Below are 24859 nucleotides of genomic sequence, written 5' to 3'. Positions count from 1 at the left end.
CATTCAAACCTTGCCTGGGTAAAATTCATGGACTGGATACTAAATCTGACCTTGTTGCTAGGCGCCGTGATGATGTTCATGCTGCTGGGTCTGCCAGTGGCGCTGGCATTCCTTACGGCCAACATCATGGGAGCTTTCCTATTCATGGGAGGCGTCGCCGGCATCGACCAGCTCGCCCGCAACTCTGTTGCTTCAGTCATTACCTTCTCGTTGACGCCCATACCCATGTTCGTGCTTATGGGCGAACTATTGTTTCAAACAGGGTTGGCCATTAAGGTAATTGAAGGCTTCGATCGTATGATCTACCGCGTGCCTGCTAGATTGCCGGTTGTTTCGATCGTTGCTGGCACGGCGTTTTCGGCCGTTTCGGGCTCGACCATCGCAACCACCGCGATGCTGGGAAGATCGATGACGCCGGTAATGCTTGAGAAAAAGTATCATCCCAGCCTCGCCATGGGCCCTATCATTGCCATCGGCGGTGTGGACATGTTGATACCACCCTCGGCACTAATTGTCTTGTTGGGCAGTTTGGCCAATATTTCCATTACCAAGTTGCTGTTTGCCGGCATTTTGCCTGGTCTGTTTCTGGCGACGGTGTTTGTGGGGTATATCATTCTGCGTGCGAAGATCAGTCCGCACATGGTTCCTGCGAACGATATCGGTACCGCGTATTCGGGTTGGCCAAAATACCGTCCTTTCTTCATTTACGTTTTGCCGCTGCTTTCAATATTCTGCGTGGTGATCGGCGCGATGACCGGCGGTCTGGCGACACCTACGGAAGCGGCTGCGCTGGGCGTTGCTGGAACCGTGTGCCTTGCCGCGCTGTACCGTTCACTTACCCTGAAGAGCTTGCTTGCTTCGCTTCGGGGCACAGTGCAGATTTCAGGCATGATCCTGTTCATCATCGTTGGCGCCACCGCATTTTCTCAGCTGTTGGGGATGTCGGGCGCCACCAACGCACTACTGGGCAAGATCAGCAGCCTTGGTCTCAGCTCCACCGAACTCGTGATCGCCATGGTTTTGATCTTGATCGTGTTGGGCTGTTTCGTAGACCAGATTAGCATGATGCTGCTGACCTTGCCGTTTTTCATGCCGCTGGTCATCGGCGCCAGCATTGACCAGATCTGGTTCGGCGTGTTGTTCCTGATAGCAATGCAACTGGGACTGATGACGCCGCCCTTCGGCCTGCTGCTGTTCACCATGAAAGGCGTTGTGCCGCCTCATATCACCATTACCCAAGTGTTTCGTTCCGCCACGCCGTTCGTCGTGATCAGCTTGGCGATGCTGGTGGTCGTCTTCTTCCTGCCCGGCATTGCCACATGGTTGCCGCGGGCGCTTGGGTAACCCACGGAGTACTGATGTCTGATACTAAACTTACCTCAAATGGCGAGCCCGATCTCGTTGATCGTCTCTCGCAGATTATGCCCACTCGGTTGACTCACTTTTGGGCCGGCCAATGGCAACCGGCCCCCGGTGCTGAAGTACTGGAGGCGATTAATCCCAGCACGGGTGAACGCCTGGCTAGTTTGCCTGTGGCGCAGGCCGAACAGGTCGATGCGGCAGTGCGGGCCGCTGACGACGCCTTCCCCGCATGGAGCCGAACACCGCCGCTGGAGCGCGCCAGCATGCTGCGTCGGGCTGCCGTGCTGATACGCGAGCATGCTGCGGACCTGGCGCTTATTGATGCGGCGGGTTGCGGGAACCCGGTCAAGGCAATGCTGTTTGATGCCGAAATTGCCGCAACGCAGTTAGAGTATTTCGCTGGTCTGGTGCTTGAGATCAAAGGCGAGACGCTTCCCACTGGAAATGGTTCGCTCAACTACACCAAACGCGAACCGTTGGGCGTGGTGGCGCGTATCTTTCCGTTCAATCATCCCTTTATGTTTGCAGCCGGTAAAATCGCCGCTCCGTTGGCGGCGGGTAATACCGTTGTCATGAAACCGCCCGAGCAGGCGCCTTTGTCGACGCTGCGGCTGGTCGAGCTGTTGGCCGAGGTGTTTCCGCCCGGTGTGCTGAACTGTGTCTTGGGTGGACGTGACACAGGCGCAGCGTTGGTGGCGCACCCAAAAGTCGCGGCTATCGGCCTGATCGGCAGTGTGCCGGCGGGGCGCGCGGTATTGGCCGCGGCAGCGCATGACATGAAGCATACTCTGCTCGAACTGGGGGGAAAGAATGCGATGATCGTGTATCCGGACGCTGATTTCGACAAGGCCGTGGCAGGTGCCGTGCGCGGCATGAACTTCACCTGGTGTGGACAGTCTTGCGGGTCAACCAGCCGTTTATTCTTGCACGAAAGCATACACGACCGCTTTGTTCAGGCTCTGATTACGCGCGTGGCTATTGAGCACCGCCCCGGCATTGCGACCGACCCGGCTACCACCATGGGTGCACTTGCCAGCGAAGCCCAGTACCGGCGCAGTTTAGAGTATATAAAAATCGCTCTCCAAGAAGGAGCTAATTTGGCTTGTGGTGGAAAACACCCCGAAGACCCCACCCTGAAGCAGGGTTATTTCATAGAGCCTACGGTGTTTACCGAGGTTCGCCCCGACATGCGCATTGCTCAGGAAGAAGTATTTGGCCCAGTTCTGTCAGTGCTGAAATGGAGTGACGAAGACGAGTTGTTATGTGCCGTCAATGGCGTGGATTTCGGTCTTACAACGTCAATCTGGACTCGAGACCTGGTTACCGCGCACAGTACGGCCGACAGGGTGCAAGCCGGGTATATATGGATCAACGACTGCTCCTCGCACTTTATTGGTGCCCCTTTCGGGGGCTACAAACGTTCTGGAAAAGGTCGTGAAGAGTCTCGAGATGAATTGTTTGAATTCACGCAAATTAAAAACATCAATGTGTCCATGGCTCGATAACGGCATGCTCCTTAGCAAAGGCGCTTGAATTGACACTGAGTAAAGTGTCTAGGCGTGAAGTCAGAGCCGTTCACAAACATACACCAGCGCGGCGATACTGCAAATTCATGGTCAAACATACCGCCCCTTAAATCCGTCCCTGCTTCAGCAGCGCCCGTGCATACTCGGCCACTCCGGTCTGCACGTCGCGCATTTCTTGCGTGAACCCCGCCTCGCGCAAGCGGCTTAGGTCCGCCTGCGTATGGCTTTGGTAGCGGCCCTTCAGGTCGTCAGGAAAATCAATGTAGCGGATGAGCTTCTGCGCAACCAGCTGGTCAAGCGGCAGCGCAGCCTGTCCGTCGGCCTCGCGCAGCGTGTTCACCACCGTGGAAGCCACGTCGTTGAAAGGCTGCGCCCTGCCCGTGCCGCAGTTGAAAATGCCCGAGACCTCGGGGTGATCGAGGAAATGCAGGTTCACGTCCACCACATCGTCAACATGGATGAAATCGCGCATCTGCCCGCCATTCGGGTAGCCGTCCCAGCCGCCGAACAAGCGCACATGCCCCTCGTCCCTGAACTGGTTCATGTTGTGGAAGGCCACGGACGCCATGCGGCCCTTGTGCTGCTCGCTGGGGCCATAGACATTGAAGTAGCGGAGTCCCACCACCGGTGCCGCCAGATTGCCCAGATGGCGCCGAAGCACCTGGTCGAACAGGAACTTGGAATAACCGTAGACGTTCAGCGGCGCCTCGTAGAGCAGGTCTTCGATATACGCGGGCCCCGCCCCATACACCGCGGCAGACGACGCATACAGCAGCGGTATCTTGTGCTTTTGCGCATACTGGAAGATTTCCAGCGTAACCCGGTAGTTGTTGTCGAGCATGTACTTGCCGTTGCGCTCGGTGGTGTCCGAGCAGGCACCCTGGTGCAATATGGCCTGGATGCCCGGCAGGCGGCCCTGGGCCAGGCGCTGCCGGAAATCGTCTTTATCCATGTAGTCGGAGATCTGGCAGTCGACCAGGTTCACGAACTTGTCGCCTTCGGTCAGGTCGTCCACCACAAGTATGTCCGTATGGCCGCGGCGGTTCAGGCCGCGCACCAGATTGCTGCCGATGAAGCCGGCCGCCCCTGTTACCACTATCATGTCAATTCTCCTGCTGTAACCACGGATGTCCCCAGCTTGCCGACCACCACGCCGCCGGCGCGATTGGCCCACTTGACCGCCTCGAACCACGGCAGGCCGGCGGCCCGTGTAACGGCCAGGGCGGCCAGCACCGTGTCTCCGGCCCCGGACACGTCGAAGACTTCATGAGCCTGCGCGTCGATGTGCTGGCGGCCTTCGTCGGTGAACAGCGTCATGCCCTGCTCTGACCTCGTGACCAGCAAGGCCTCGAGCGACAGCTCGCCGCGCAGGCGCTGGGCGCGTTCTTCGAGCTCGGCTTCGGTGTTCCAGCGGCCCACCGCATCGGTCATTTCAGCGCGGTTGGGCGTAATGATGGTTGCACCCACATAGCGGCGATAGGCATGGCCCTTGGGGTCGACCAGAACCGGCACGCCTGCCGTCCGGGCGGCCTGCACCAGCCCTTCGACCCGGGCCAACGCACCTTTGGCATAGTCCGAAAGCACCACCATGTCGTGCTGCGCGACCAGGGCCTCGACGTCGCCGCGCAGCGTGTCCAGGCAGCCGCCGTCGGGGGTTTCCTCGAAATCGACCCGCAGTAGCTGCTGCTGCCGGCCCATGACCCGCATCTTGAGCGTGGTGGGCAACTGCGGGTCGACAATGAGTCGGGCGTCGATGCCCTCTTGCTGCGCCAGGGCGGCGATGCGGCGGCCGGCTTCGTCGTCGCCGACCACCCCGACAAGCGTGGCCCGCGCGCCAAGCGACACGATGTTGCGGGCAACGTTGGCCGCGCCGCCAAGGCGGTCTTCACGCTTGGCGACACGCACCACCGGCACGGGCGCCTCGGGCGAAATGCGCTCGACTTCGCCGAACCAGTAGCGGTCGAGCATCAGGTCGCCCACCACCAGCACACGGATGCGTGCCACGGCCTCGGAAGGAAATGAGGTCATGCCAGCTCCTCGATGCGCCGCGGCTGGTAGGTTTCCCAGGAATTGCAGCCCGGACACTGCCAGTAGAAATGCCTGGCCTCGAAGCCGCAGACGCCGCAGGCATAGCGATCAAGCCGCTGGGTATGCTTGTGTATGAGGGAACGCAACAGGCCAAGGTCTGCGTCGGGCGCCATATTGGGCCCCGGCGGCGTGTTGCCCGAGGCCAGCTCGACTTCGAGCAGGCGATCGAGCCCCAGCAGCGTGGGGTGCGCGCGCAAGGCGTCGCGGGCGAATTCCCAAGCGGGCGCGTAGCCGTTCTGGGCGCGCAGTTCGCGAAAGATGACATTGAACGTGTCGAGCGCCGGATAGCGCATGTAGTGCCGCGTAAGCACTTGCAGCCCCTGGTTCGCCTGTCCCATGCTGCGGTAGCTTTCAAGCAGCGGTTCGGCGACCAGGCCGGCATATTCGGGCGCGGTGCCAAGCACCGATTCAAGATAGACCCGCTCGCGCTCGCGATTGTTGTCGTGCCGCGCCACGGCCGCCCGCAGCATCGCGATGCGGGCCTCGGAAGCGTGGCCGCGCGCCTGTCCACGCAGGGCGTGGGCGGCGTTGTCTGCGGCGTCGAGTGCGGCATTGGCGGCGACCAGGTCGGGCGGCTTGGCGGACAGCGCCGCCTGAGCCTGTTCGCACTGGTAGTGGACCAGTTGCGGGACAGGCTCGTCGACCAGGGCGCGCAGGCGCTTGACGGCTTCGATGGCGCGCGGCCAGTCGTGTTCGGATTCATAGATGCGGATCAGCGCCCGCACCGCCGGAACCGCAAAGCGCGTATCAAGCACTTGCTGGAACGCCTGTTCCGCCCTGTCGAGCATGCCGGCTTTCAGGAAGTCTTGCCCAAGCTCGTGCTGTGCGTGTTCGCGTTCTTCTTGGGGCAGGTCGGCACGGGCAAGCAGGCTTTGATGCACGCGGATGGCGCGCTCCATTTCGCCGCGCCGGCGAAACAGGTTGCCCAGCGCAAAATGCAGCTCGGTGGTTTCGGGATCGAGCTTGGCCACCTCGACGAACGCATCGATGGCGCGGTCGGGTTCTTCGTTGAGTATGAAGTTGAGCCCCTTGAAATACGAATCGGGCAGATTGCGCGTTTCAGACAGCATCTGGCGGATATCCACCCTTGCCGCGATCCAGCCCAGCGCAAACAGCACCGGCACGGATATCAGCCACCATGGTTCAAAATCCACTGTATCGACCTTTAAAAAATGGATTGTGGCTTACAGCGGCGCCAAAGGCGCGATGGCCTCGGGGGCGACGGGGGCTTCTTCGCCGGGACGGCGGGCCGAAGCCTCTTGCAGGCGCACGACTTCGCGGCGCAGGCGGGCCACCTCGCGGCGGCGCCGCATCGAGGCCGGCATGACGACGAGGACGGCAAACACGGCCCCGGCCGCAAAGGCGACCAGCATCACGACAATGAGCGGAACCGCACGAATGACGTGATCGGCGTACAGGCCGACGTCGACCGGTTCGGTGTTTTTCAGGGCAAACAACAAGACCAGAACAAATACCACCAAGCGCACTGCCCAGATGACGAAACGCATCACTCAACTCCAGATATCGGGGATACCGCAATTGTAAGGGAATCGGTGCAAAAAAAAGCCCCCGGCTCGACCGGGGGCTTGTGTACTGCGTGTGCTTCATCCTAGCCGTGCATGATGCGGGCATCGAAGCGGCTTTCGCCTTCGGGATAGGATGGGTCGTCGGAGAGGCCGCCCTCGGCTTTGGCCTGGGCGTCGAACGCCGCGTCGACCCGTTCGCGCAATTCTTTGCCGGCCTTGAAGTGAGGCACCTGCTTGGCAGGCACCATCACTTTTTCGCCCGACTTGGGATTACGGCCGATACGGGGCGAACGCATCGACAGCGAGAAGCTGCCGAAGCCCCGGATCTCGATGCGCTGGCCGTTGGCAAGGGCCTGGGTCATGGCATCGAGAACCGTCTTGACGGCGATGTCGGTGTCGCGTGCCGCCAGTTGCGGATAGCGGCTGGCGAGCAGCGCGATCAACTCAGACTTAGTCACGAGCGATTAACCGTCGTCGCGCTGCTGGTCGAGCTTGGCCTTCAGCAAGGCGCCCAGGTTGGTGGTACCCGAGGACGCGCTGGCTTCGGACATGCGCTGGAGCGTGTCGGCGGTTTCGGCGTTGTCGCGCGCCTTGATCGACAACTGGATCGAACGCGTCTTGCGGTCGACGTTGATGATCATGGCTTCGACGTTGGCGCCTTCTTTCAGCACAGTGGTGGCGTCTTCGACACGGCCGGCCGAGATCTCGGAGGCACGCAGATAGCCTTCGACTTCGACCGACAGGGTTACGACAGCACCCTTGGGCTCGACCGACTTGATGGTGCCCGGAACCACGGCGCCCTTGTCGTAGGTGGAGACGAAGTTGTTGAACGGATCGCCTTCGAGCTGCTTGATGCCCAGCGAAATGCGCTCTTTGTCGGTGTCGATGCCCAGCACGACGGCGTCGATTTCGTCGCCCTTCTTGAAGTTGCGGACAGCTTCTTCGCCGGTGTCGGTCCAGGAGAGGTCGGACAGGTGGACCAGGCCATCGATGCCGCCGGGCAGGCCGACGAACACACCGAAATCGGTGATGGACTTGATCGCGCCGCGGACCTTGTCGCCACGCTTGAAGTTGATGGAGAACTCTTCCCAGGGGTTGGCACGGCACTGCTTCATGCCCAGCGAGATGCGGCGGCGGTCTTCGTCGATTTCGAGGACCATGACTTCGACTTCTTCGCCCAGGGTAACCACCTTGCGGGGGTCGACGTTCTTGTTGGTCCAGTCCATTTCGGAGACGTGAACCAGACCTTCGATGCCGGCTTCGACTTCAACGAACGCACCGTAGTCGGTAAGGTTGGTAACCTTGCCGAACAGGCGGGTGCCTTGCGGATAGCGGCGGGCCAGGCCGACCCAGGGGTCTTCGCCCAGTTGCTTGACGCCCAGCGAGACACGGCTTTTTTCCTGGTCGAACTTGAGGACCTTGGCTTCGATCTCTTGACCCACCTGCAGCACTTCGGAGGGGTGGCGGACACGGCGCCATGCCATGTCGGTGATGTGGAGCAGGCCATCGATGCCGCCCAGGTCGACGAACGCGCCGTAGTCGGTGATGTTCTTGACCACGCCCTTGACCACTGCGCCTTCGTGCAGGGTTTCGAGCAGCTTTTCGCGCTCTTCGCCCATGCTGGCTTCGAGCACGGCACGACGTGACAGCACGACGTTGTTGCGCTTGCGGTCGAGCTTGATAACCTTGAACTCGAGGGTTTTGCCCTCGTAGGGGGTGGTGTCCTTGACGGGACGCAGGTCGACCAGCGAACCGGGCAGGAAGGCGCGGATGCCGTTGGTCATGACGGTGAGGCCGCCCTTGACCTTGCCCGTGATGGTACCGTTGACCAGCTCGCCGGACTCGAGCGCCTGCTCGAGCTGCAGCCAGGCCGACAGGCGCTTGGCGCGGTCACGCGACAGAATCGTGTCGCCGTAGCCGTTTTCGAGCGAGTCGATGGCAACCGATACGAAATCGCCTGCTTCGACTTCGAGCTCGCCCTGGTCATTGAGGAATTCTTCGACGGGAATCAGTGCTTCGGATTTGAGCCCTGCGTTGACCACGACGAAATTGTGGTCAATACGCACGACCTCGGCCGAGATGACCTCGCCCGATTTCATGTCCTGGTCTTTGAGGCTTGCGGCGAACAGGTCGGCGAAGCTTTCGCCGCCCAGTGCGGCAGTGGTTGGAGTGGCAGACATTAAATATCCATTAGCCGGATGGCTATTAAAAAACACACCTGGGCATGCGCCCTAGTGGAGTGAAAAAACACCCCGAGGCATTGCTTTTATGCTCGGGTACCGGTTTTCGATTCTGGGGTTCGAGACCACAGGTCGAGTACTGCACTGACCGTTTCATCGATGCTTAAAGTAGATGAATCGATCGTGTTTGCATCGAGCGCCGGGCAAAGCGGCGCAACGCTGCGCGTGCGATCGCGATGATCGCGCGCCTCCATATCTTTCATGAGGTTTGCTAGATTAGCAGAAAAACCCTTTTCCTTCAACTGCTTACATCTTCTTTCAGCCCGCGCCGCGACGTCGGCTTCGAGAAAAATCTTGAGCGGCGCGTCGGGGAACACCACGGTTCCCATGTCGCGGCCGTCGGCCACCAGGCCCGGGCCGCAGCGGAAGGCCCGCTGACGGGCCAGCAGCGCGTTTCGCAAGGGCATCTGGGGGGCGATGGCGGAGGCCAGGTTGCCCACCTCTTCGTCGCGGATGCGCGCCGCCACGTCGCGGCCCTCGAGCAGCACGTGCTCGCCCTTGAATTGGACATCGAGTTCGCGCGCGACCGCCGCCACCGCGGCTTCGTCGGCGGTGTCGACGCCGCGGTCGAGGCAGGCCAGCGCGCTCAGGCGATAGAGCGCGCCGCTGTCTAGCACCGACCAGCCCAGCACCTGAGCCACCCGATGGGCGATGGTGCCCTTGCCCGAGGCGGTGGGGCCGTCGATGGTGATGACGGGAGTCTGCGAATTGGTGGAGTTCATGCCGAAACCATTGCCTGGAACACCGAAAAATAGTCGGGAAAGGTCTTGCTGACGCAGGCCGGGTCCTCGATGACGACGGGGCATGGTCCAAAGGCAGCCAGCGAAAAACACATGGCCATGCGATGGTCGTCGTAGGTGGCGATGGAGGCCTCGCGCCAGTCGGCACGCTCAAGCGGATGCACCCGCAGCCAGTCGTCGCCCTCTTCGACCTTGGCGCCCAGCTTGCCCAGTTCGGTGGCCATGGCGTGGATGCGGTCGGTTTCCTTGACCCGCCAGCTGCCTATGTTGCGCAAGGTGCACGGGCCATCGGCGTACAGGGCCAGGGCGGCCGCCGTCATGGCCGCGTCGGGGATGAGGTTGAAATCTTCGTCAAAGGCCTTGAGCCGGTCGCCCCGCGCCACCTGCACGCCCGAGATCTCGATGGAATCGGCATGCCACTCGACCTGCGCACCCATGGCCTGCAGCGTGTCGGCAAAGGCGATGTCGCCCTGTATGCTGCGCGAACCCACCCCGTGGATGTGCACCGGGCCGCCGCCAATAGCGCCCAGGGCCATGAAGTACGAGGCCGACGAGGCGTCTCCTTCGATGCTTATTGCGCCCGGCGAACGGTAGGCGGCCGCAGCCGGAATGGTGAAGCGCTGCCAGCCCTCGCACTTGACGTCGACGCCGAAGCGGGCCATGAGGTTGAGCGTGATCAGGATGTAGGGCCGGGATATCAGCACGCCCTCGACCTCGATGACCAGGTCGCGACCCGTGGCCGCGGTGTAGATCGGGGCGGCCATGAGCAAGGCGGTAAGGAACTGGCTGGAAACCGAACCCTTGATGCGCACCGGTTCATCAGCGCCCAGCGCCCCCTTGCCGATGGCCAGCGGCGGATAGCCATCATTGGCCAGGCAGTCGACCCGTGCGCCGGCCTGCCGCAGCGCGTCGACCAGGTCGCCGATGGGTCTTTCGTGCATGCGCGGCACGCCCGACAGGCGGTAATCGCCGCCCATGAAGGCCAGCGCAGCCGTCAGGGGCCGGAACGCCGTGCCCGCGTTGCCCAGGAAAAGCTCGGCCGCCGCGTTGGGAAACGGGCACTGGCCGCTGATCTCGAGCGTGCTTTCGTCGACTTCAGTCAGGGAAACATCGAGTTCGCGCAGCGAGGCCACCATGACCCGGGTGTCGTCTGAGTCGAGCAGGCCGCCGACCCGGGTCGTGCCCTGGGCCAGCGCGGCCAGCAGCAGCACGCGGTTCGAAATGCTTTTGGAGCCAGGCAGGCGCACATCGCCCTTGGCGGAGGCAAGCGGCTGCAGCAACAGGCTGGCGTCAGAGTTCATAGGCGGCTCCGGCTACCCCAGAAGCGGCGCGCCAGCGCCGCGCGTTCAAGAAAATCATACAGGCTCTGCCCGTCTTCGTCGCGCAGGCTTTGCTCCGCCCGGTCGAGCGCCTCGCGGAACTCGGCGAGCTCGTCGAGCACGGCCTTGCGGTTTGCCAGGAAGACGTCGCGCCACATTTCGGGCGAACCCGCGGCAATGCGGGTGAAGTCGCGAAAACCCGTGCCCGCCAGGGCCATGCGCTGGCCGGAATCGGTGGCCGCGGCCACCTGGCCCATGAAGACCGAAGCCAGGAAATGCGGCATATGGCTGACCGACGCCAGCGCGGCGTCATGGGCCTCGGGCTGCATGCTGACGACGTGGGCGCCGCAGGCTTCCCAGGCGCGGCGCAGCAGCAGCCGGTCGGATTCGCGGTTTTCGGGCAAGGGCGTAAGCACCACGGTGCGCCCCTGGTAAAGATCGTTGCGCGCGGCCTCGGGCCCCGTGGCCTCTGCGCCGGCGATGGGATGGCCGGGAATGAACTGGGCGATGCGATCGCCCAGCGCCTGGCGTGCCGCCCGCGCCACGTCGGCCTTGGTGCTGCCCGCATCGGTCAGCAGCGTGCCGGAACGCAAGTGCGGCGCCATCCGGGCCAGCACGGCCCCGGTGGCCCCCACCGGCACCGACAGCAATATGAGATCGGCCCGCGAGGCGGCCTCTTCAAGGGTGACAGCCTCGTCGATCAGGCCCAGGCGCTGCGCCCGGGCCAGGGTCTGGGGCTGGCGCCCCGCCCCCAGTATGGTTCCGGCGGCGCCCGCCTGCCGCATGGCCGCGGCAAATGATCCTCCGATCAGGCCCACGCCCACGACGGCCAGCACGCCCGCCAGGGGCGGAGCCGGGGAAGCGGGGACGGGGCCGGCGTCCGGTGCGCTCATGAAAGCCGCCCTACTGCATGGGATAAGAGCCCAGCACCTTGAAGAACGCCGCGCGTTCTTTCAGGGCCGCCAGGGCGCGCGCCACCGCGGCATCGTCGCGATGGCCGACGAGGTCGACATAGAAATAGTATTCCCACTGGCCCGTGCGTGCGGGCCGGGACTCGAGCCGGCTCATCGAGACGCCGTTGTCGGCCAGGGGCGAGAGCACGTCATGAACGGCGCCGGCGCGATTGGGCACCGCCAGGATGAGACTGGTCTTGTCGTGGCCGCTGGCAGAGGGCTGCATGGTGCCCACGGCAAGGAATCGGGTGCGGTTCTGCGGATCGTCCTGGATGCCGGCGGCCACCACCTGGAGATCCCAGGCCTGGGCAGCCATATCGCCCGCGATGGCCGCGACGGTGGGGTCTTCGGCCGCGATACGCGCCGCCTCGGCATTGCTGGAAGCCGCATCGCGGGCAAGACCGGGATAATGCCGCGACAGCCAGCCCTGGCACTGCGCCAGGGCCTGGGGATGCGCCATGACGCGGGTAACGCCCTGCATGTCGCCCGAACGGGTCATCAGGCAATGGTGGATGCTGAGCGAGCGCTCGCCCAGCACCTTCAGGGGCGAATTGAGCAGCAGGTCGAGGGTGCGGTTGACCGCGCCCTCGGTGGAGTTCTCGACCGGCACCATGCCGGCATGCGCCTGGCCCGCCTCGACGGCCCGGAAGACTTCGTCAAACGATTCGCAACGCAGCTTGACGATGCTGTGGCCGAACTGCTCGAGAGCGGCCTGTTCGGAAAAAGAGCCCTGGGGGCCCAGGTAGGCGACCACCAGCGGGCTTTCGAGCCCCCGGCAGGTGGATATGATCTCGCGCCACACCGCGGCAATGCCCGCCCCGGTGAAAGGCCCCGGGTTGACTTCCTGCAGGTGCCGTACAAGGGCCGCCTCGCGCTCGGGCTTGAGGATGGGGCCGCCGGCGTCGAGCTGCTGCTTCACCTCGCCCACCTGCTGGGCCAGACGCGCCCGCTGGTTGAGCAGGTCGAGTATCTGGCGATCGGCCGCGTCGATCTGTTCGCGCAGCGGCGCCAGCTTGCTTTGCAGGAGTTTATCCATGGCGTTTTTCGAAATCTTGCATGAAGTCGACCAGGGCCTGGACACCGGCCAGCGGCATGGCGTTGTAGATGGAGGCGCGCATGCCGCCCACGCTCTTATGGCCCTTGAGCTGCAGCAGGCCGGCCTGCTCGGCATCGGCCAGGAAAGCCTGGTTGAGCGACTCGTCCGCCAGGATGAAGGGCACGTTCATGCGCGAGCGCGCCGGGCGATGCACGGGGTTAGCATAGAACGGGGATTCATCCAGATAGCCGTACAGCGCCTGCGCCTTGGCGATGTTGGCACGCTCGATGCCCGCCACCCCGCCCTGCCTCTTCAGCCACTTGAACACCAGGCCCGCAATATAGATGGCATAGGTGGGCGGCGTGTTGAACATGGACTTCGCCTCGGCGACATTGACGTAGTCGAAGGCCGTGGGGCAGATGGGCAACGCGTGGCCGATAAGGTCGCGCCGGATGAACACCAGGGTGACGCCAGCCGGCCCGGCGTTTTTCTGGGCGCCCGCGTAGATCATGCCCGCGCGCGAAAAATCGATGGGACGCGAAAGAATGTGCGAGGAAGCGTCGACGACCAGGGGCACGTCGGGCGCGCCCAGACCGGCCAGGTCGGGCCACTGGACGAACTCGACCCCGCCTATGGTTTCGTTGCTGCACAAGTGCACATAAGCCGCATCGCTGCGCACACGCCAGGTTTCAGCGGCGGGAAACCAGGTAAAGGGCGCCTGCCGGACGCCGTCAAGCTCGGCGGCTTCGCCGCTGCTGGCGGCGACGGCGATGTCTCCGTAGCGGCCGGCCTCTTTGTATGACTTGCTGGACCACGAGCCCGAGAGCACATAGTCGGCCTTGCCCGAGCCGTTGCGGCCAATGAGATTGAGCGGCAGGATGGCGTTCTCGGCTGTTGCGCCACCCTGCATGAACAGCACGGCGAAATCGTCGGGCACCGCCAGCAGCTCGCGCAGGTCGGCCTCGGCTTCATCGCAGATCTGCATGAACTGCTTGCCGCGATGGCTCATTTCCATGACCGACATGCCGCAGCCGTGCCAGTCTGTCATTTCGGCTGCCGCCTGCTGCAGGACCTCGAGCGGCAGGACCGACGGCCCCGCCGAAAAATTCCAGGGCCGCATCAGTCGTCGTCTCCGGTGTCCGGGCCTGCGTCATCGCCGGCATCGGGCTGGCCGGCGTCGGGAGAGCCGCCTGCCGCGGACTCGGCCTGGGCGTCGGGCGCGCCATCGTCGGCCGATTCGTCGTCGATGTCGGCGTCGCTTTCGACCACGCGCCGCACGCCCGACAGGGTGCTGTCCTCGTCGACGTTGATAAGGGTGACGCCCTGGGTGGCGCGGCCCATTTCGCGGATTTCAGAGACGCGGGTGCGCACCAGCACGCCCGCGGTGGTGATGAGCATGATCTCGTCGGCCGGCGTAACGAGCACGGCGCCCACGACCTTGCCGTTGCGGGCCGAAGTCTGGATGGCGATCATGCCCTTGGTGCCGCGCCCATGGCGGGTGTACTCGACGATGGAGGTGCGCTTGCCATAGCCGTTCTCGGTGGCGGTGAGCACGCTTTGCGATTCGTCGTCGGCCACAAGCAAAGAGATGACCTGCTGGCCGTCTTCAAGCGACATGCCGCGCACGCCGCGCGCCGTGCGGCCCATGGGGCGCACGTCGTTCTCGTCGAAACGCACCGCCTTGCCGCTGTCGGAGAACAGCATGACGTCGTGCTTGCCGTCGGTAAGGTCGGCGCCGATGAGGTAGTCGCCTTCATCGAGCGCCACCGCGATAATGCCGGCCTTGCGCGGGTTGGAGAAATCGGACAGCGGCGTCTTCTTGACCGTGCCGCGCGAAGTGGCCATGAATACGTAGTGGTCTTCGCTGAACTCTTTGACGGCCAGCACCACGGTGATTTTCTCGCCGTCGACCAGGGGGAACATATTGACGATGGGCCGGCCGCGGGCCCCGCGCGAACCCTGGGGAACTTCCCAGACCTTGAGCCAGTACACGCGCCCATGGTCGGAGAAGCACAGCAGGTAGTCGTGCGTATTGGCGATGAAGAGCTGGTCGATCCAGTCGTTTTCCTTCATGGTGGTGGCCTGGCGGCCACGCCCGCCGCGCTTCTGCGCCCGGTATTCGGACAGCGGCTGGCTTTTTATATAGCCGCTTTGCGACAGGGTGACCACCATGTCCATGGGCGTGATGAGATCTTCGGTGTCGAGCTCGGTGGCGTTGTGCTCGATCTGCGAACGGCGCACGTCTTTGGCGTTGGTGCTGAAATCGGCCTTCAGGGCCAGCAGTTCGTCGCCGATGATGGCCGTGATGCGCTCGGGCCTTGCCAGGATGTCGAGCAGATCGGCGATGGTTTCCATGATCTCTTTGTATTCGCCGACGATCTTGTCCTGCTCGAGCCCGGTAAGGCGCTGCAGGCGCATATTCAGGATTTCCTGGGCCTGGACGTCGCTGAGACGATATTGGCCGTCGTCTTGCAGGCCATAGCTGGCATCCAGCCCTTCGGGGCGGTAGGCGGCCCGGCCGCCCGGGGTGTCGCCCTGGTCGGCGCGCTGCAGCATCTCGCGCACCAGCGAGGAATCCCAGCTGCGCGCCATGAGTTCCTGCCGCGCAACCGGCGGCGTGGGCGCCGCCTTGATAATGGCGATGAAATCGTCGATGTTGGCCAGCGCCACCGCCAGGCCTTCGAGTACGTGGCCGCGGTCGCGCGCCTTGCGCAACTGGTACACGGTGCGGCGGGTGACGACTTCGCGGCGATGGGCCAGGAAATACTGTACGAGCTGCTTCAGGTTGAGCAGGCGCGGCTGGCCGTCGACCAGCGCCACCAGGTTCATGCCGAAGGTGTCTTGAAGCTGGGTGTTCTTATATAGATTGTTGAGAACCACCTCGGGCACTTCGCCCCGCTTGAGCTCGATGACCAGGCGCATGCCGTCTTTGTCGGACTCGTCGCGGATATCGGAGATGCCTTCGATCTTGCGCTCGTTGACCAGCTCGGCGATGCGCTCTTGCAGCGACTTTTTATTGACCTGGTAGGGAAGCTCATCGACGATGATCGCCTGGCGATTGCCTTTCTCGGTGTCTTCGAAGTGCGTCTTGGCGCGCATGATGACGCGGCCCCGGCCGGTGCGGTAGCCTTCGCGCACGCCCGACATGCCGTAGATGATGCCGCCCGTGGGAAAGTCGGGCGCCGGAATGAGCTCGATCATTTCGTCGACCGTGCACTCGGGGTTGCGCAGGCAATACAGGCAGCCGTCGACCACCTCGGCCAGGTTGTGCGGCGGAATATTGGTGGCCATGCCCACCGCGATGCCCGAGCTGCCGTTGACCAGCAGGTTGGGCAGCCTGGAAGGCAGAACCAGGGGTTCTTGCTCGCTGCCGTCGTAGTTGGGGCCGAAGTCGACGGTTTCCTGGTCGATGTCGGCCAGCAGCTCGTGGGCAATGCGGGCCAGGCGGATCTCGGTGTATCGCATGGCGGCGGCGCTGTCGCCGTCGACCGAGCCGAAGTTGCCCTGGCCGTCGACCAGCATGTAGCGCAGCGAGAAATCTTGCGCCATGCGGACGATGGTGTCGTATACGGCCGAGTCGCCGTGCGGGTGATACTTACCGATAACGTCGCCGACAATACGCGCCGACTTCTTGTAAGCCCGGTTCCAGTCGTTGTTGAGTTCGTGCATGGCGTAGAGCACGCGCCGATGCACCGGCTTGAGACCGTCGCGCACATCGGGCAGGGCCCGCCCCACGATCACGCTCATGGCGTAATCGAGGTAGCTGCGACGCATCTCCTCTTCCAGAGAAATCGGAAGAGTCTCCTTGGCGTAGGAATCCATAGAGGTGTCTAAAGGTAAATTCGTGAACAGAAACCGAGTACGGGCCAATAGGAAATTCTAGCACTTCCGGGGGGGCCGCCCTCAAACCACGCCTGGGCCCGCCTGCCGCCCCGCGAGTCGGCCGGCGCAATGCCCTTCCCCCTCTGTAATTTCAGAACTTACTTCAACTTTCGAACACTGTTGCCAAAACCCAACGTCCGCAGGAAAGTTGAGGTAGAATTCCGCCTATCTGGACTCCAGACGTGAATCAGGCTTAACGAACGTTGCTGAAATGCCGTAAGATTTGCCCGTCAACGCCCGATTTGCAGCGCAATTCTTGGACAGAACCCACGGCATTGCTATACTGGTTACGGTTACGTTTTACTTACTATGCGGCGGAGGTTCGCTGCGCCCACTTTCAGCATCTAGCTCAAAACGAGGAGAAACATGAATAAACCCTCCAAAATCGCATTAGCGCTCGCCTTCGCGGCCTTCTCGGCTTCGGGTGCAGTATCCGCGCAAACTATCGATAATTGGCAAAACCCGTACGGTGACGTCTGGATGAACGGCACCAACGAGCTCTGCTGGCGCAACAACTTCTGGACGCCCGCCACCGGCATCGCCGGGTGTGACGGCGTGCCGGTTGCCCAACAAACCCAAGTTGAGGCCCCCACGGCCACCAAGGTCGTCCTGAACGCCGACACCTTCTTCGACTTCGACAAGTCCACCATCAAGCCCGAAGGCCGTCAGGTTCTCGACCAGGTCGCTTCGCAGGCCCAAGGCATCAACCTCGAGACCATCATCGCCGTCGGCCACACCGACTCGATCGGTACCGCCGAGTACAACCAGGGCCTGTCCGAGCGCCGTGCCAACGCCGTCAAGGAATACCTGGTCGCCCGTGGCGTCGATGCCAACCGCATCTACACCGAAGGCAAAGGCAAGACCCAGCCCGTGGCCAGCAACGCCACCCGCGAAGGCCGTGCCCGCAACCGTCGCGTAGAAATCGAAATCGTGGGTACGCGCCGCTAATCGCCGTCACCACGGCTCCGGGTTCAGCGCCCCGCGCTGAACGCTGCGGCTACAATAAGGGCGCCTGTCGTACAGGCGCCCTTATTCATTTCTTCTTCGCTTTTTTCGGGCCTATATCATGCCAGCCGCCACGTCGTCCGCTTCCGTCAACGTCGATCCGTCCGAACTTGAAAAATTCAGCGCACTGGCGTCCCGTTGGTGGGACCCCGAAAGCGAGTTCAAGCCCCTGCACGTCATCAACCCGCTGCGGCTGGGCTGGATCCAGCAGCAAGCCGGCCCGCTCGATGGGCTGGCCGTGCTCGACGTAGGCTGCGGCGGCGGCATCCTGGCCGAAAGCATGGCCGTGGCGGGCGCCCTGGTCACGGGCATCGACCTGGCCGAAAAATCGCTTACGGTGGCCAAGCTGCACGGGCTTGAATCGGGCGTGCCGGTCGACTACCAGGCCATCAGCGCCGAAGACATGGCGGCGCAGCACCCCGGCAAATTCGACGTCGTTACCTGCATGGAAATGCTCGAGCATGTGCCCGACCCGGCCTCCATCGTGCGCGCCTGCGGCCAGCTCGTCAAACCCGGGGGCTGGGTGTTTTTTTCAACGCTCAACCGCAATCCCAAGTCGTTTCTCTTTGCCATCGTAGGCGCCGAGTATCTGCTGCGCCTTCTGCCGCGCGGCACCCACAACTACGAAAACTTCGTCAAGCCGCGCGAACTGGCCGCCGCCGCCCGCGGCGCGGGCCTGTCGCCCTGCGGCATGGCCGGCATGGAATACAACCCCATCACCGACCACTACAAGCTCAGTGGCGACACCTCGGTCAACTACCTCATGGCCGCCCGGCGCGAAGCATAGTTTCATGGCTTTGCGCGCAACCATATACAAAGCCGATCTGCATATCGCCGACACCGACCGCGGCTACTATGCCAGCCACAGCGTCACGGTCGCGCGGCATCCATCGGAAACCGAAGAACGCCTGATGATCCGCTTGCTGGCCTACGCACTGTTCGCCGACGCGGATGACAGCCTGAGCTTCACGAAAGGGCTGTCCGAGACGGAAGAACCCGATCTGTGGCGCAAGGACCTGACCGGCGCGATTTTGCAGTGGATAGAAGTCGGGCTGCCTGATGAGCGGCGCGTGCTGAAAGCCTGCGGCCGCTCGAGCGACGTCGTGGTGCTGGCCTATGGGCGCAACGCGGCGCTTTGGTGGCAGGGCGTGCGCAGCGGGCTGGAACGCGCCCGTAACTTGCGCGTCTATGTGCTGGACGTGGACGGGTCGGCCGAGTTGGGCCGGTTGGCCGAAAGAAAAATGGCGCTGAACATCAATATCCAGGATGCCAGCGCCTGGGTATCGAGCGAAGCGGGCGAAGCCACTGTAAAGATACAAAAACTGGAGCCTACTCCATGAAAAGACTCGTCTTGTTCGATTTCGACGGCACCTTGGCCGATACCGCCCCCGACCTGGCTGCCGCAGCCAATAAGCAGCGCCACCGCAAGGGGCTTGGCCCCCTGCCCTACGAAGCCCTGCGCCCCATGGCTTCGCAAGGCGCCCGCGGCCTGTTGCGGGCCAGCCTGGACATGCTTCCCGACCACCCTGAGTACGAGGTATGCCGGCGCCAGTTCCTGCAGGACTACGAGGCCGAGATGACTGTCCTGACCACCCTCTTTCCCGGCGTGCCGGAACTGCTGGGCACCCTGAAAGAAAACGGCTACGCCTGGGGCATCGTCACCAACAAGATGGAGTACCTGGCCCTGCCCATCGTCGAGCACCTGGGTCTGCACACCGAGTGCGTGGTCACGGTGGGCGGCGACACCACCGGGCACTCCAAGCCCCATCCCGCCCCCCTGCTGCACGCCGCGCGCCAGGCCGGCGCCGACCCGGCCCATTGCATCTACGTCGGCGACGACGAACGCGACATCGTGGCCGGCCGGGCCGCGGGCATGCACACGGTGGCGGCGGCATACGGCTATTGCGCGTTGTCGGAAGTGGCCGCCTGGAAGGCGGACGCCGTCGCCGAATCGCCGGCCGAGATCTGGCCTATTATCCGAACGCTCTGGCCGCGGTAAAGCGAAAACAAAAGGCCCCGCGGTTAATGCCGCGAAGCCTTTTGGAATCTGTGTGAATCTCGTGTGAAACGGTGGACAGTTCGAGACAGTTTTGGATGGTTTCCCGATATGCTTACTAGCTGTCTGTCACTGTCCACCGCCGTCTAAGCTGGTGGAGTCGGGGGGAATTGAACCCCCGTCCGCAAGCCCTCTGCAGGCAGTTCTACATGTGTAGTCGGTTAATTTTAAGTTTTAACCTTGGAGCGTGCCAACCAACAGGCCCTTCCTTGGCGATTCACTTTAAGTTTAGGAACTTGCCCAGTGACCTGGCAAGAACCGATTCTTTGTAGATGACGCTGCTGTAGGTTTTACCCTACCTGACCCAAAGACAAATCAGTGCAGCGGCTCACCGCTTAAGCGGCCAGAGCGAAACGCTCGTCGTTGGCGTTTGTAGTGTTCCAGTGGATTTACGAGCTTACTGGTGCTCGACATGCCCTGCTCTGTTTCGTGACCCACGTCGAAGCCGGATCGACCCCAGTGGACTGATCATTGTATCTCACAATGCAAACTATTGGATGGGGCGTACGCCATTTAGTTCCCCAAGCCCGGATGGCTTGTACCGGAAACTTTCGCCACTATAGCGGATGGCGGCCGTGGCGGTCAGCGCGAACCGGGCCGCTACCTCCACATCGGATATAGCGAGGCCACCAGAAGCAGGGCCATGAGGCGATTGAAGCGGCGCTGGCGGACCGGGTCGTCCAGAACTCTTCGGATCAGGCTGCCGCATCCGGTCCACAGGGCGACACAGGGCAGGACGATGAGCGTCCAGACCGAAGAAAGAACAACGACATGGGCCAGATGGTTTTCCGTCGGCGTATAGGCGCTCAGCGCAGCCACGGCCATGGTCCATGATTTGGGGTTGACCCACTGGAAGGCAAGCGCATCGAGAAAACCCAACGGCCCCGCGCCGATCCGGCCTTGCCGGTTTTTATGAGAAGGAGCAGGCCTGGCCATTTTCCAGGCAAGGTAAAGCAGATAGGCCGTCCCCAGGTAGCGCAGCCAGGCATAGACTTCGGGGAACGAGCGGAACACGGCGCCCAGCCCCAGGCCTATCGACAACACGGTCAGGAAAAACCCGCTTGCCACGCCCAGCATGTGCGGCAATGTACGCCGGAATCCGAAGGCGGCGCCGGATGCCAGCAGCATGGTGTTGTTCGGCCCGGGCGTGATGGACGCCGCCAAGGCGAATAGGGAAAAGGTAAGTAGAAGATCGGCGGAATGCATCGTGCCCTTGCCAGGTGCTGTAAGGCCCCATGGCCCCGGAAGAAAATCTTCACCGATCCCGCCTCTGTATTGAATATACAGAAGAACTCGTTTTTTAAGATACAAACCCGTTCATACAGGCTTAAAAGACCCGAAAATTGTCCGATCTGTATCTATCCACAATACAGATTCGGCCCTACAGTAATGTTCACATGTATCCCTCAATGTGGGCCGCGCCATTCATGAGCCGTTACCTCGACCTAGCCAATACTCTGGGCAGCCGCATCGAACGGGGGCTGTACGGGGCGGGAGTGCGCCTGCCTTCTGTACGCACCCTCAGCCTCGAGTACGGTGTCAGTCTCACGACCGTCCAGCAGGCCTATCGCTGGCTGGAAATGGCCGGCCTGGTAGAGGCCCGCCCCCGATCGGGGTGGTACGTGCCGGCGGCACGGCCGGCCCCCGAGCTGCCCAAGATGGGCAAGCCCGACCTGCGTCCGACCGACGTGTCGGAGTGGGGGCAGGTGCAGGAGCTCCTGGATCTCGAGAGCGAAAGCGGGACGATCCAGCTGGGCCGCGGCATGCCCGACGTCGAAAGCCCTACGCTAAGGCCCTTGCAGGCGGCGCTCGCCCGCGAGGGCCGCCGCGCGGGCATAGCCAGCTTGCATTACAACGACATGCAAGGGGTTGCCGCCCTGAGGCAACAGCTTTCCCGGCTGGCGGTCGAGGCCGGCTACCATGTCGCGCCCGACTCCCTGATTGTCACGACCGGCTGCCAGGAAGCCCTGTCTTGCGCGGTGAGGATATTGTGCGCCCCGGGCGATATCGTGGCGATCGCGTCCCCTAGCTACCATGGCATGATGCAGATACTCAAGGAATCGGGCGTCCAGGTGTTCGAGATCCCCTCCGATCCACTGCAGGGCATCAGCCTCGAGGCACTTGAACTCGCGCTCGATCGCTGGCCCGTCAAGGCGATCCAGGTAACGCCCAACGCCAGCAATCCCCTGGGCTATACCATGCCCGAACATCGCAGGCTGGGCCTGATCCGCCTGGCCCAGCGATTCGACGTGCCCATCATCGAAGACGATATCAACGGCGACCTGGCCTACGGCTGGCCCAGGCCCCATGCGCTGAAGGCCCTCGATGAAGACGGGCGCGTCCTGCTGTGCAGTTCCTTTTCAAAGACGCTGGCGCCGGGACTGCGGGTGGGTTGGATGGCTCCCGGACGCTATTTCGACAAAGCGCTGCGCATGAAATACACGGGGTCGGGGCCCACGGCGGCCTTGCCGCAGATCGCGGTGGCCGAATTCCTGCAAAAGGGACACTACCCGGCGCATCTGCGCCGGATGCGGCGACAGTATCAGCGCCAGCGCGACATCATGACCGAATGGGTAAGGCGATATTTTCCGGAAGGCACACGGATCGGCCATCCACAAGGGGGCTTCACACTGTGGATCGAGCTGCCCGAATCCTTCGACACGCACGCGCTCGATCCCATGCTTAAAGAGAACGGCATCGCCATCGCGCATGGCAACATCTTTTCCGCAACGGGAAAGTACAGAAACTGCATGCGCCTGAGCCATGCCTCAGTCTTTACGCCGCGCACCGAATGGGCCGTTCGCCGAATCGGCGAAGCCGTCGGCGAAATACTTCACTCCACCTGTTGAGGCGCCGAATGGCTCGTCCCATGCAGATTCTTGCAGCAGATGGCTACCCGCTAGGCGGGTTCGAGTGGCGCCATGCCGTACAGCACGCCGGCTCGCGTCCTCTGGCCATCATCAATCCGGCCACCTCCGTGCGTTGCCGCTACTACTCGCGCTTCGCCGAGTATCTGCACCAGCATGGCTGGGACGTCATCACCTACGACTATCGCGGCATCGGCGAGTCGCGCCATAGTTCGCTAAGGAGGTTTCGTGCCGACTGGGTCGACTGGGGGCAGCACGATTTCGAAGGCGTGCTGCAGTATGTCCACCGCAACTTCCCGGAGCAGCCGATAGACGTAGCGGGCCATTCGGCGGGCGGATTTATCATCGGCCTGGCGCCATCGGCATATCGGATACACCGGATTTTCACCATGGGGGCGCAATACGCCTACTGGCAGGACTATCTGCCGGCTCAGCGCCGGAGCATGTTCCTGAAATGGCACGTCGTGATGCCCGTCGTGGCCATGGCGCTGGGCTATTTTCCGGCAAAGCGGCTGGGCTGGATGGAGGACACGCCGAAAGGCGTGGCGCTAGACTGGGCGCGCATGGGGGCACGCTTCGAAGATTCCGTGCGCCGAGGCGTCGAAACCGAGGCAGGCCTGCCCGAGGCTGTCGCCCTGGCCCGGAACTTCCGCAATGTCAGTGCTCCGATCCTTGCGCTGGGCACCGACGACGATCCATACGGAACCGAGGCGGCGCTGGACCGTCTGCTAAGGTACTACAGCGCCAGCGAGCGCCGCCACCTCAGGCTCAGCCCCCGCGACGTTGGGCAAGAAGAGATCGGCCATTTCGCATTTTTCCATGAGCGCTTTCGAGACGTCCTGTGGCCTTATGCGCTGGAGTGGCTGCGCGACGCCGGCCTTCCTGCGGGCTTTCAGGGACGCCTGAAAGTCGTGCCGCCCAACGGCTGAACAAATTTCATGCAACGCAAAGAGAGGCTTTTATGACTGAACTTGCCATGCTCCAGACGATGGCCGGCTATAACCGCTGGATGAACGAAAAGCTTTACGATGCATGCGCCGGAATGAGCGATGACGAGCGCAAGCGGGACCTGGGCGCCTTTTTCGGCAGTATTCATAAAACGTTCAACCATATCCTGCTGGCCGACCGCGTCTGGCTGGGGCGGCTGGCCGGACAACCGTTCAAGGTCGATTCCCTCGACCAGGAGCTATATGCCGATTTCCAGGCGCTGGCACGCGAGCGGGCCATAGCGGATTCCGAACTTCAAGACACCGTATCGAAGCTGAACCCGCAGCTTTTGCAAGAGTCCATCACCTATCTTTCCATTTCCCAACGCCAGGAAGCGACGCTTCCGCGCGGGCTCATCCTGCTTCACATGTTCAACCATCAGACCCACCATCGCGGCCAGATCACGGCCATCATGTCGCGGCTGGGCCATGACTTCGGAGTCACGGACCTGATCGCCTTCCCCGCGGCAAACGACATGATGCGTTCCGGCATGGGCCCTGGCCATGATTGACGATCAGCGACGCGGCGCCAGACCGGGCGCCATGCTCATCACCGGGGCCGGCCGTGGCATCGGCGCGGCAACGGCGCTGGCAGCGGCCCGCTCGGGGCACGATCTTGTACTGAACTACTCACGCGACGGGCAAGCGGTGCGAGGCGTTGCCGAATCGATACGCGCCATGGGGCGCAAGGCGCATATCATCCAGGCGGACGTTGGCCAGGCCGGTGATGTGCAGCGCATGTTCAATGAAATCGAAAATGAGGTCGGAGCACTGTACGCCCTGGTCAATAACGCGGGAATCACAGGGCCCATCGGCCCGTTCATGGACACGGCCGACGCCACCATCGAGCAAGTGTTCCGGGTCAATGTGCTGGGGGCCATGCAGTGCGCGCGCGAGGCGCTCGCCAATTTCGGCCGCCACGGAACGCGCGGCGTGATCGTCAATATTTCCTCAATCGCCGCGCGGACAGGCAGCCCGGGCGAATACGTGCATTACGCGGCCAGCAAGGCGGCGCTCGAGGCCTTTACCCTTGGCCTGGCGAAGGAAGTCGCCGCCGAAGGCATTCGAGTCTGCGGCCTGGCGCCCGGCAGCACCTTAACGGGCATTCATGCCGCTGCCGGCGAACCCGACCGCCCGGCACGCATAGCGCCGAAAATCCCCTTGGGGCGCTTGGCAGAGCCCGCCGAGATCGCGGAAGCCATTGTCTGGCTGACGTCTCCAAGCGCTTCGTATATTACCGGCACCACGCTTGCCTGTGCCGGGGGGCTCTAGG

General features: G+C 62.7%; 23 protein-coding genes and 1 other RNA gene. 10 read left to right on the top strand and 14 right to left on the bottom strand.

Features of this window, described 5'->3' with window-relative positions:
• Positions 1-27 precede the first annotated feature (27 nt).
• Together C7440_RS06810 and C7440_RS06805 are read left to right on the top strand one after the other, a co-directional pair.
• A complete protein-coding gene (locus tag C7440_RS06810) occupies positions 28-1344 on the top strand; it encodes a TRAP transporter large permease (RefSeq protein WP_165832462.1) in 1317 nt (438 codons plus the stop codon).
• 14 nt (positions 1345-1358) lie between these two features.
• Positions 1359-2867: an aldehyde dehydrogenase family protein gene (locus tag C7440_RS06805; RefSeq protein ID WP_116517884.1), complete on the top strand. Its 1509-nt coding sequence runs from the start codon at positions 1359-1361 to the stop codon at positions 2865-2867.
• Positions 2868-2994: 127 nt separating this feature from the next.
• Here the strand turns inward: C7440_RS06805 and rfaD are convergent, their stop codons facing one another.
• The 12 genes from rfaD to gyrA form a co-directional block, all read right to left on the bottom strand.
• The gene (gene rfaD / locus C7440_RS06800) at positions 2995-3990 is read right to left on the bottom strand and encodes an ADP-glyceromanno-heptose 6-epimerase (protein ID WP_116517883.1); all 996 of its coding nucleotides are present in this window, start codon (positions 3988-3990) and stop codon (positions 2995-2997) included.
• Positions 3987-4916, bottom strand: a complete 930-nt coding sequence (gene rfaE1, locus C7440_RS06795) for a D-glycero-beta-D-manno-heptose-7-phosphate kinase (RefSeq protein WP_116517882.1) — start codon at positions 4914-4916, stop codon at positions 3987-3989. The genes rfaD and rfaE1 overlap by 4 nt, the downstream gene beginning before the upstream one ends.
• On the bottom strand, positions 4913-6130 hold the full coding sequence (gene lapB / locus C7440_RS06790; RefSeq protein ID WP_116517881.1) for a lipopolysaccharide assembly protein LapB: 1218 nt from the start codon (positions 6128-6130) through the stop codon (positions 4913-4915). The genes rfaE1 and lapB overlap by 4 nt, the downstream gene beginning before the upstream one ends.
• Positions 6131-6160: 30 nt before the next feature.
• Entirely contained in the window at positions 6161-6484 is a 324-nt protein-coding gene (locus C7440_RS06785; RefSeq protein ID WP_116517880.1) for a lipopolysaccharide assembly protein LapA domain-containing protein, read from the bottom strand.
• A gap of 101 nt (positions 6485-6585) precedes the next feature.
• A complete protein-coding gene (locus C7440_RS06780) occupies positions 6586-6960 on the bottom strand; it encodes an integration host factor subunit beta (protein ID WP_026067688.1) in 375 nt (124 codons plus the stop codon).
• Between the two features lie 6 nt (positions 6961-6966).
• Positions 6967-8682, bottom strand: coding sequence for a 30S ribosomal protein S1 (gene rpsA, locus C7440_RS06775; RefSeq protein WP_116517879.1), 1716 nt, complete (start codon positions 8680-8682; stop codon positions 6967-6969).
• An 86-nt stretch (positions 8683-8768) separates the two neighbouring features.
• Positions 8769-9464 (bottom strand): (d)CMP kinase, encoded by a 696-nt coding sequence (gene cmk, locus C7440_RS06770; RefSeq protein WP_116517878.1) that lies wholly within the window; start codon positions 9462-9464, stop codon positions 8769-8771.
• Positions 9461-10783, bottom strand: coding sequence for a 3-phosphoshikimate 1-carboxyvinyltransferase (aroA, locus tag C7440_RS06765; RefSeq protein WP_116517877.1), 1323 nt, complete (start codon positions 10781-10783; stop codon positions 9461-9463). The genes cmk and aroA overlap by 4 nt, the downstream gene beginning before the upstream one ends.
• Entirely contained in the window at positions 10780-11694 is a 915-nt protein-coding gene (locus tag C7440_RS06760) for a prephenate dehydrogenase (RefSeq protein ID WP_116517876.1), read from the bottom strand. Before C7440_RS06760 ends, aroA begins: the two co-directional genes overlap by 4 nt.
• A gap of 10 nt (positions 11695-11704) precedes the next feature.
• The gene (gene pheA / locus C7440_RS06755; RefSeq protein WP_116517875.1) at positions 11705-12790 is read right to left on the bottom strand and encodes a prephenate dehydratase; all 1086 of its coding nucleotides are present in this window, start codon (positions 12788-12790) and stop codon (positions 11705-11707) included.
• Positions 12783-13910 (bottom strand): 3-phosphoserine/phosphohydroxythreonine transaminase, encoded by a 1128-nt coding sequence (gene serC / locus C7440_RS06750; RefSeq protein ID WP_116517874.1) that lies wholly within the window; start codon positions 13908-13910, stop codon positions 12783-12785. The genes pheA and serC overlap by 8 nt, the downstream gene beginning before the upstream one ends.
• Positions 13910-16612, bottom strand: a complete 2703-nt coding sequence (gene gyrA / locus C7440_RS06745) for a DNA gyrase subunit A (protein WP_116517873.1) — start codon at positions 16610-16612, stop codon at positions 13910-13912. The genes serC and gyrA overlap by 1 nt, the downstream gene beginning before the upstream one ends.
• Before the next feature lie 426 nt (positions 16613-17038).
• Here gyrA and ompA point away from each other — a divergent pair, with 426 nt between their 5' ends.
• The 4 genes from ompA to gph all read left to right on the top strand — a co-directional run bounded on the left by ompA (position 17039) and on the right by gph (position 19676).
• Positions 17039-17620 (top strand): outer membrane protein OmpA, encoded by a 582-nt coding sequence (gene ompA / locus C7440_RS06740; RefSeq protein WP_026067685.1) that lies wholly within the window; start codon positions 17039-17041, stop codon positions 17618-17620.
• Positions 17621-17738: 118 nt separating this feature from the next.
• On the top strand, positions 17739-18464 hold the full coding sequence (gene ubiG, locus C7440_RS06735; protein ID WP_116517872.1) for a bifunctional 2-polyprenyl-6-hydroxyphenol methylase/3-demethylubiquinol 3-O-methyltransferase UbiG: 726 nt from the start codon (positions 17739-17741) through the stop codon (positions 18462-18464).
• Positions 18465-18468: 4 nt separating this feature from the next.
• Positions 18469-19017 (top strand): YaeQ family protein, encoded by a 549-nt coding sequence (locus C7440_RS06730; RefSeq protein ID WP_116517871.1) that lies wholly within the window; start codon positions 18469-18471, stop codon positions 19015-19017.
• Complete coding sequence (gph, locus tag C7440_RS06725; protein ID WP_116517870.1) at positions 19014-19676, top strand: phosphoglycolate phosphatase; 663 nt, start codon at positions 19014-19016, stop codon at positions 19674-19676. Before C7440_RS06730 ends, gph begins: the two co-directional genes overlap by 4 nt.
• A 149-nt stretch (positions 19677-19825) precedes the next feature.
• Here gph and ssrA read toward each other — a convergent pair.
• Both ssrA and C7440_RS06715 read right to left on the bottom strand, forming a co-directional pair.
• Positions 19826-20191: a transfer-messenger RNA gene (ssrA, locus tag C7440_RS06720) on the bottom strand.
• Between the two features lie 142 nt (positions 20192-20333).
• A complete protein-coding gene (locus C7440_RS06715; RefSeq protein WP_116517869.1) occupies positions 20334-20939 on the bottom strand; it encodes a LysE family translocator in 606 nt (201 codons plus the stop codon).
• Positions 20940-21160: 221 nt separating this feature from the next.
• Between C7440_RS06715 and C7440_RS06710 the strand changes: the two genes are divergently transcribed.
• The 4 genes from C7440_RS06710 to C7440_RS06695 are packed head-to-tail and all read left to right on the top strand — an operon-like array spanning position 21161 to position 24858.
• The gene (locus C7440_RS06710; protein WP_116517991.1) at positions 21161-22582 is read left to right on the top strand and encodes an aminotransferase-like domain-containing protein; all 1422 of its coding nucleotides are present in this window, start codon (positions 21161-21163) and stop codon (positions 22580-22582) included.
• A gap of 8 nt (positions 22583-22590) precedes the next feature.
• Positions 22591-23529 (top strand): alpha/beta hydrolase family protein, encoded by a 939-nt coding sequence (locus C7440_RS06705; protein WP_243410837.1) that lies wholly within the window; start codon positions 22591-22593, stop codon positions 23527-23529.
• Between the two features lie 32 nt (positions 23530-23561).
• On the top strand, positions 23562-24098 hold the full coding sequence (locus C7440_RS06700) for a DinB family protein (RefSeq protein WP_116517867.1): 537 nt from the start codon (positions 23562-23564) through the stop codon (positions 24096-24098).
• A complete protein-coding gene (locus C7440_RS06695; protein WP_116517866.1) occupies positions 24091-24858 on the top strand; it encodes an SDR family NAD(P)-dependent oxidoreductase in 768 nt (255 codons plus the stop codon). Before C7440_RS06700 ends, C7440_RS06695 begins: the two co-directional genes overlap by 8 nt.
• The last annotated feature ends 1 nt before the right edge of the window (position 24859 follow it).

It is taken from the genome of Pusillimonas noertemannii (genome assembly GCF_003096595.1).
Lineage (GTDB): Bacteria > Pseudomonadota > Gammaproteobacteria > Burkholderiales > Burkholderiaceae_B > Pusillimonas > Pusillimonas noertemannii.
The sequence above is the reverse complement of the archived record's forward strand: the minus strand, read 5'-3'. Positions and strand labels throughout refer to the sequence as shown.

Coding starts and splice junctions, on each gene's coding strand:
- serC (WP_116517874.1), bottom strand. CDS start 13,910: ATGCGGCCCTGGAATTTTTCGGCGGGGCCGTCGGTCCTGCCGCTCGAG.
- C7440_RS06695 (WP_116517866.1), top strand. CDS start 24,091: ATGATTGACGATCAGCGACGCGGCGCCAGACCGGGCGCCATGCTCATC.
- C7440_RS06715 (WP_116517869.1), bottom strand. CDS start 20,939: ATGCATTCCGCCGATCTTCTACTTACCTTTTCCCTATTCGCCTTGGCG.
- C7440_RS06810 (WP_165832462.1), top strand. CDS start 28: ATGGACTGGATACTAAATCTGACCTTGTTGCTAGGCGCCGTGATGATG.
- gyrA (WP_116517873.1), bottom strand. CDS start 16,612: ATGGATTCCTACGCCAAGGAGACTCTTCCGATTTCTCTGGAAGAGGAG.
- C7440_RS06760 (WP_116517876.1), bottom strand. CDS start 11,694: ATGAGCGCACCGGACGCCGGCCCCGTCCCCGCTTCCCCGGCTCCGCCC.
- C7440_RS06705 (WP_243410837.1), top strand. CDS start 22,591: ATGGCTCGTCCCATGCAGATTCTTGCAGCAGATGGCTACCCGCTAGGC.
- aroA (WP_116517877.1), bottom strand. CDS start 10,783: ATGAACTCTGACGCCAGCCTGTTGCTGCAGCCGCTTGCCTCCGCCAAG.
- C7440_RS06710 (WP_116517991.1), top strand. CDS start 21,161: ATGAGCCGTTACCTCGACCTAGCCAATACTCTGGGCAGCCGCATCGAA.
- C7440_RS06700 (WP_116517867.1), top strand. CDS start 23,562: ATGACTGAACTTGCCATGCTCCAGACGATGGCCGGCTATAACCGCTGG.
- ompA (WP_026067685.1), top strand. CDS start 17,039: ATGAATAAACCCTCCAAAATCGCATTAGCGCTCGCCTTCGCGGCCTTC.
- C7440_RS06805 (WP_116517884.1), top strand. CDS start 1,359: ATGTCTGATACTAAACTTACCTCAAATGGCGAGCCCGATCTCGTTGAT.
- C7440_RS06785 (WP_116517880.1), bottom strand. CDS start 6,484: ATGCGTTTCGTCATCTGGGCAGTGCGCTTGGTGGTATTTGTTCTGGTC.
- ubiG (WP_116517872.1), top strand. CDS start 17,739: ATGCCAGCCGCCACGTCGTCCGCTTCCGTCAACGTCGATCCGTCCGAA.
- rfaE1 (WP_116517882.1), bottom strand. CDS start 4,916: ATGACCTCATTTCCTTCCGAGGCCGTGGCACGCATCCGTGTGCTGGTG.
- C7440_RS06730 (WP_116517871.1), top strand. CDS start 18,469: ATGGCTTTGCGCGCAACCATATACAAAGCCGATCTGCATATCGCCGAC.
- rpsA (WP_116517879.1), bottom strand. CDS start 8,682: ATGTCTGCCACTCCAACCACTGCCGCACTGGGCGGCGAAAGCTTCGCC.
- gph (WP_116517870.1), top strand. CDS start 19,014: ATGAAAAGACTCGTCTTGTTCGATTTCGACGGCACCTTGGCCGATACC.
- cmk (WP_116517878.1), bottom strand. CDS start 9,464: ATGAACTCCACCAATTCGCAGACTCCCGTCATCACCATCGACGGCCCC.
- pheA (WP_116517875.1), bottom strand. CDS start 12,790: ATGGATAAACTCCTGCAAAGCAAGCTGGCGCCGCTGCGCGAACAGATC.
- rfaD (WP_116517883.1), bottom strand. CDS start 3,990: ATGATAGTGGTAACAGGGGCGGCCGGCTTCATCGGCAGCAATCTGGTG.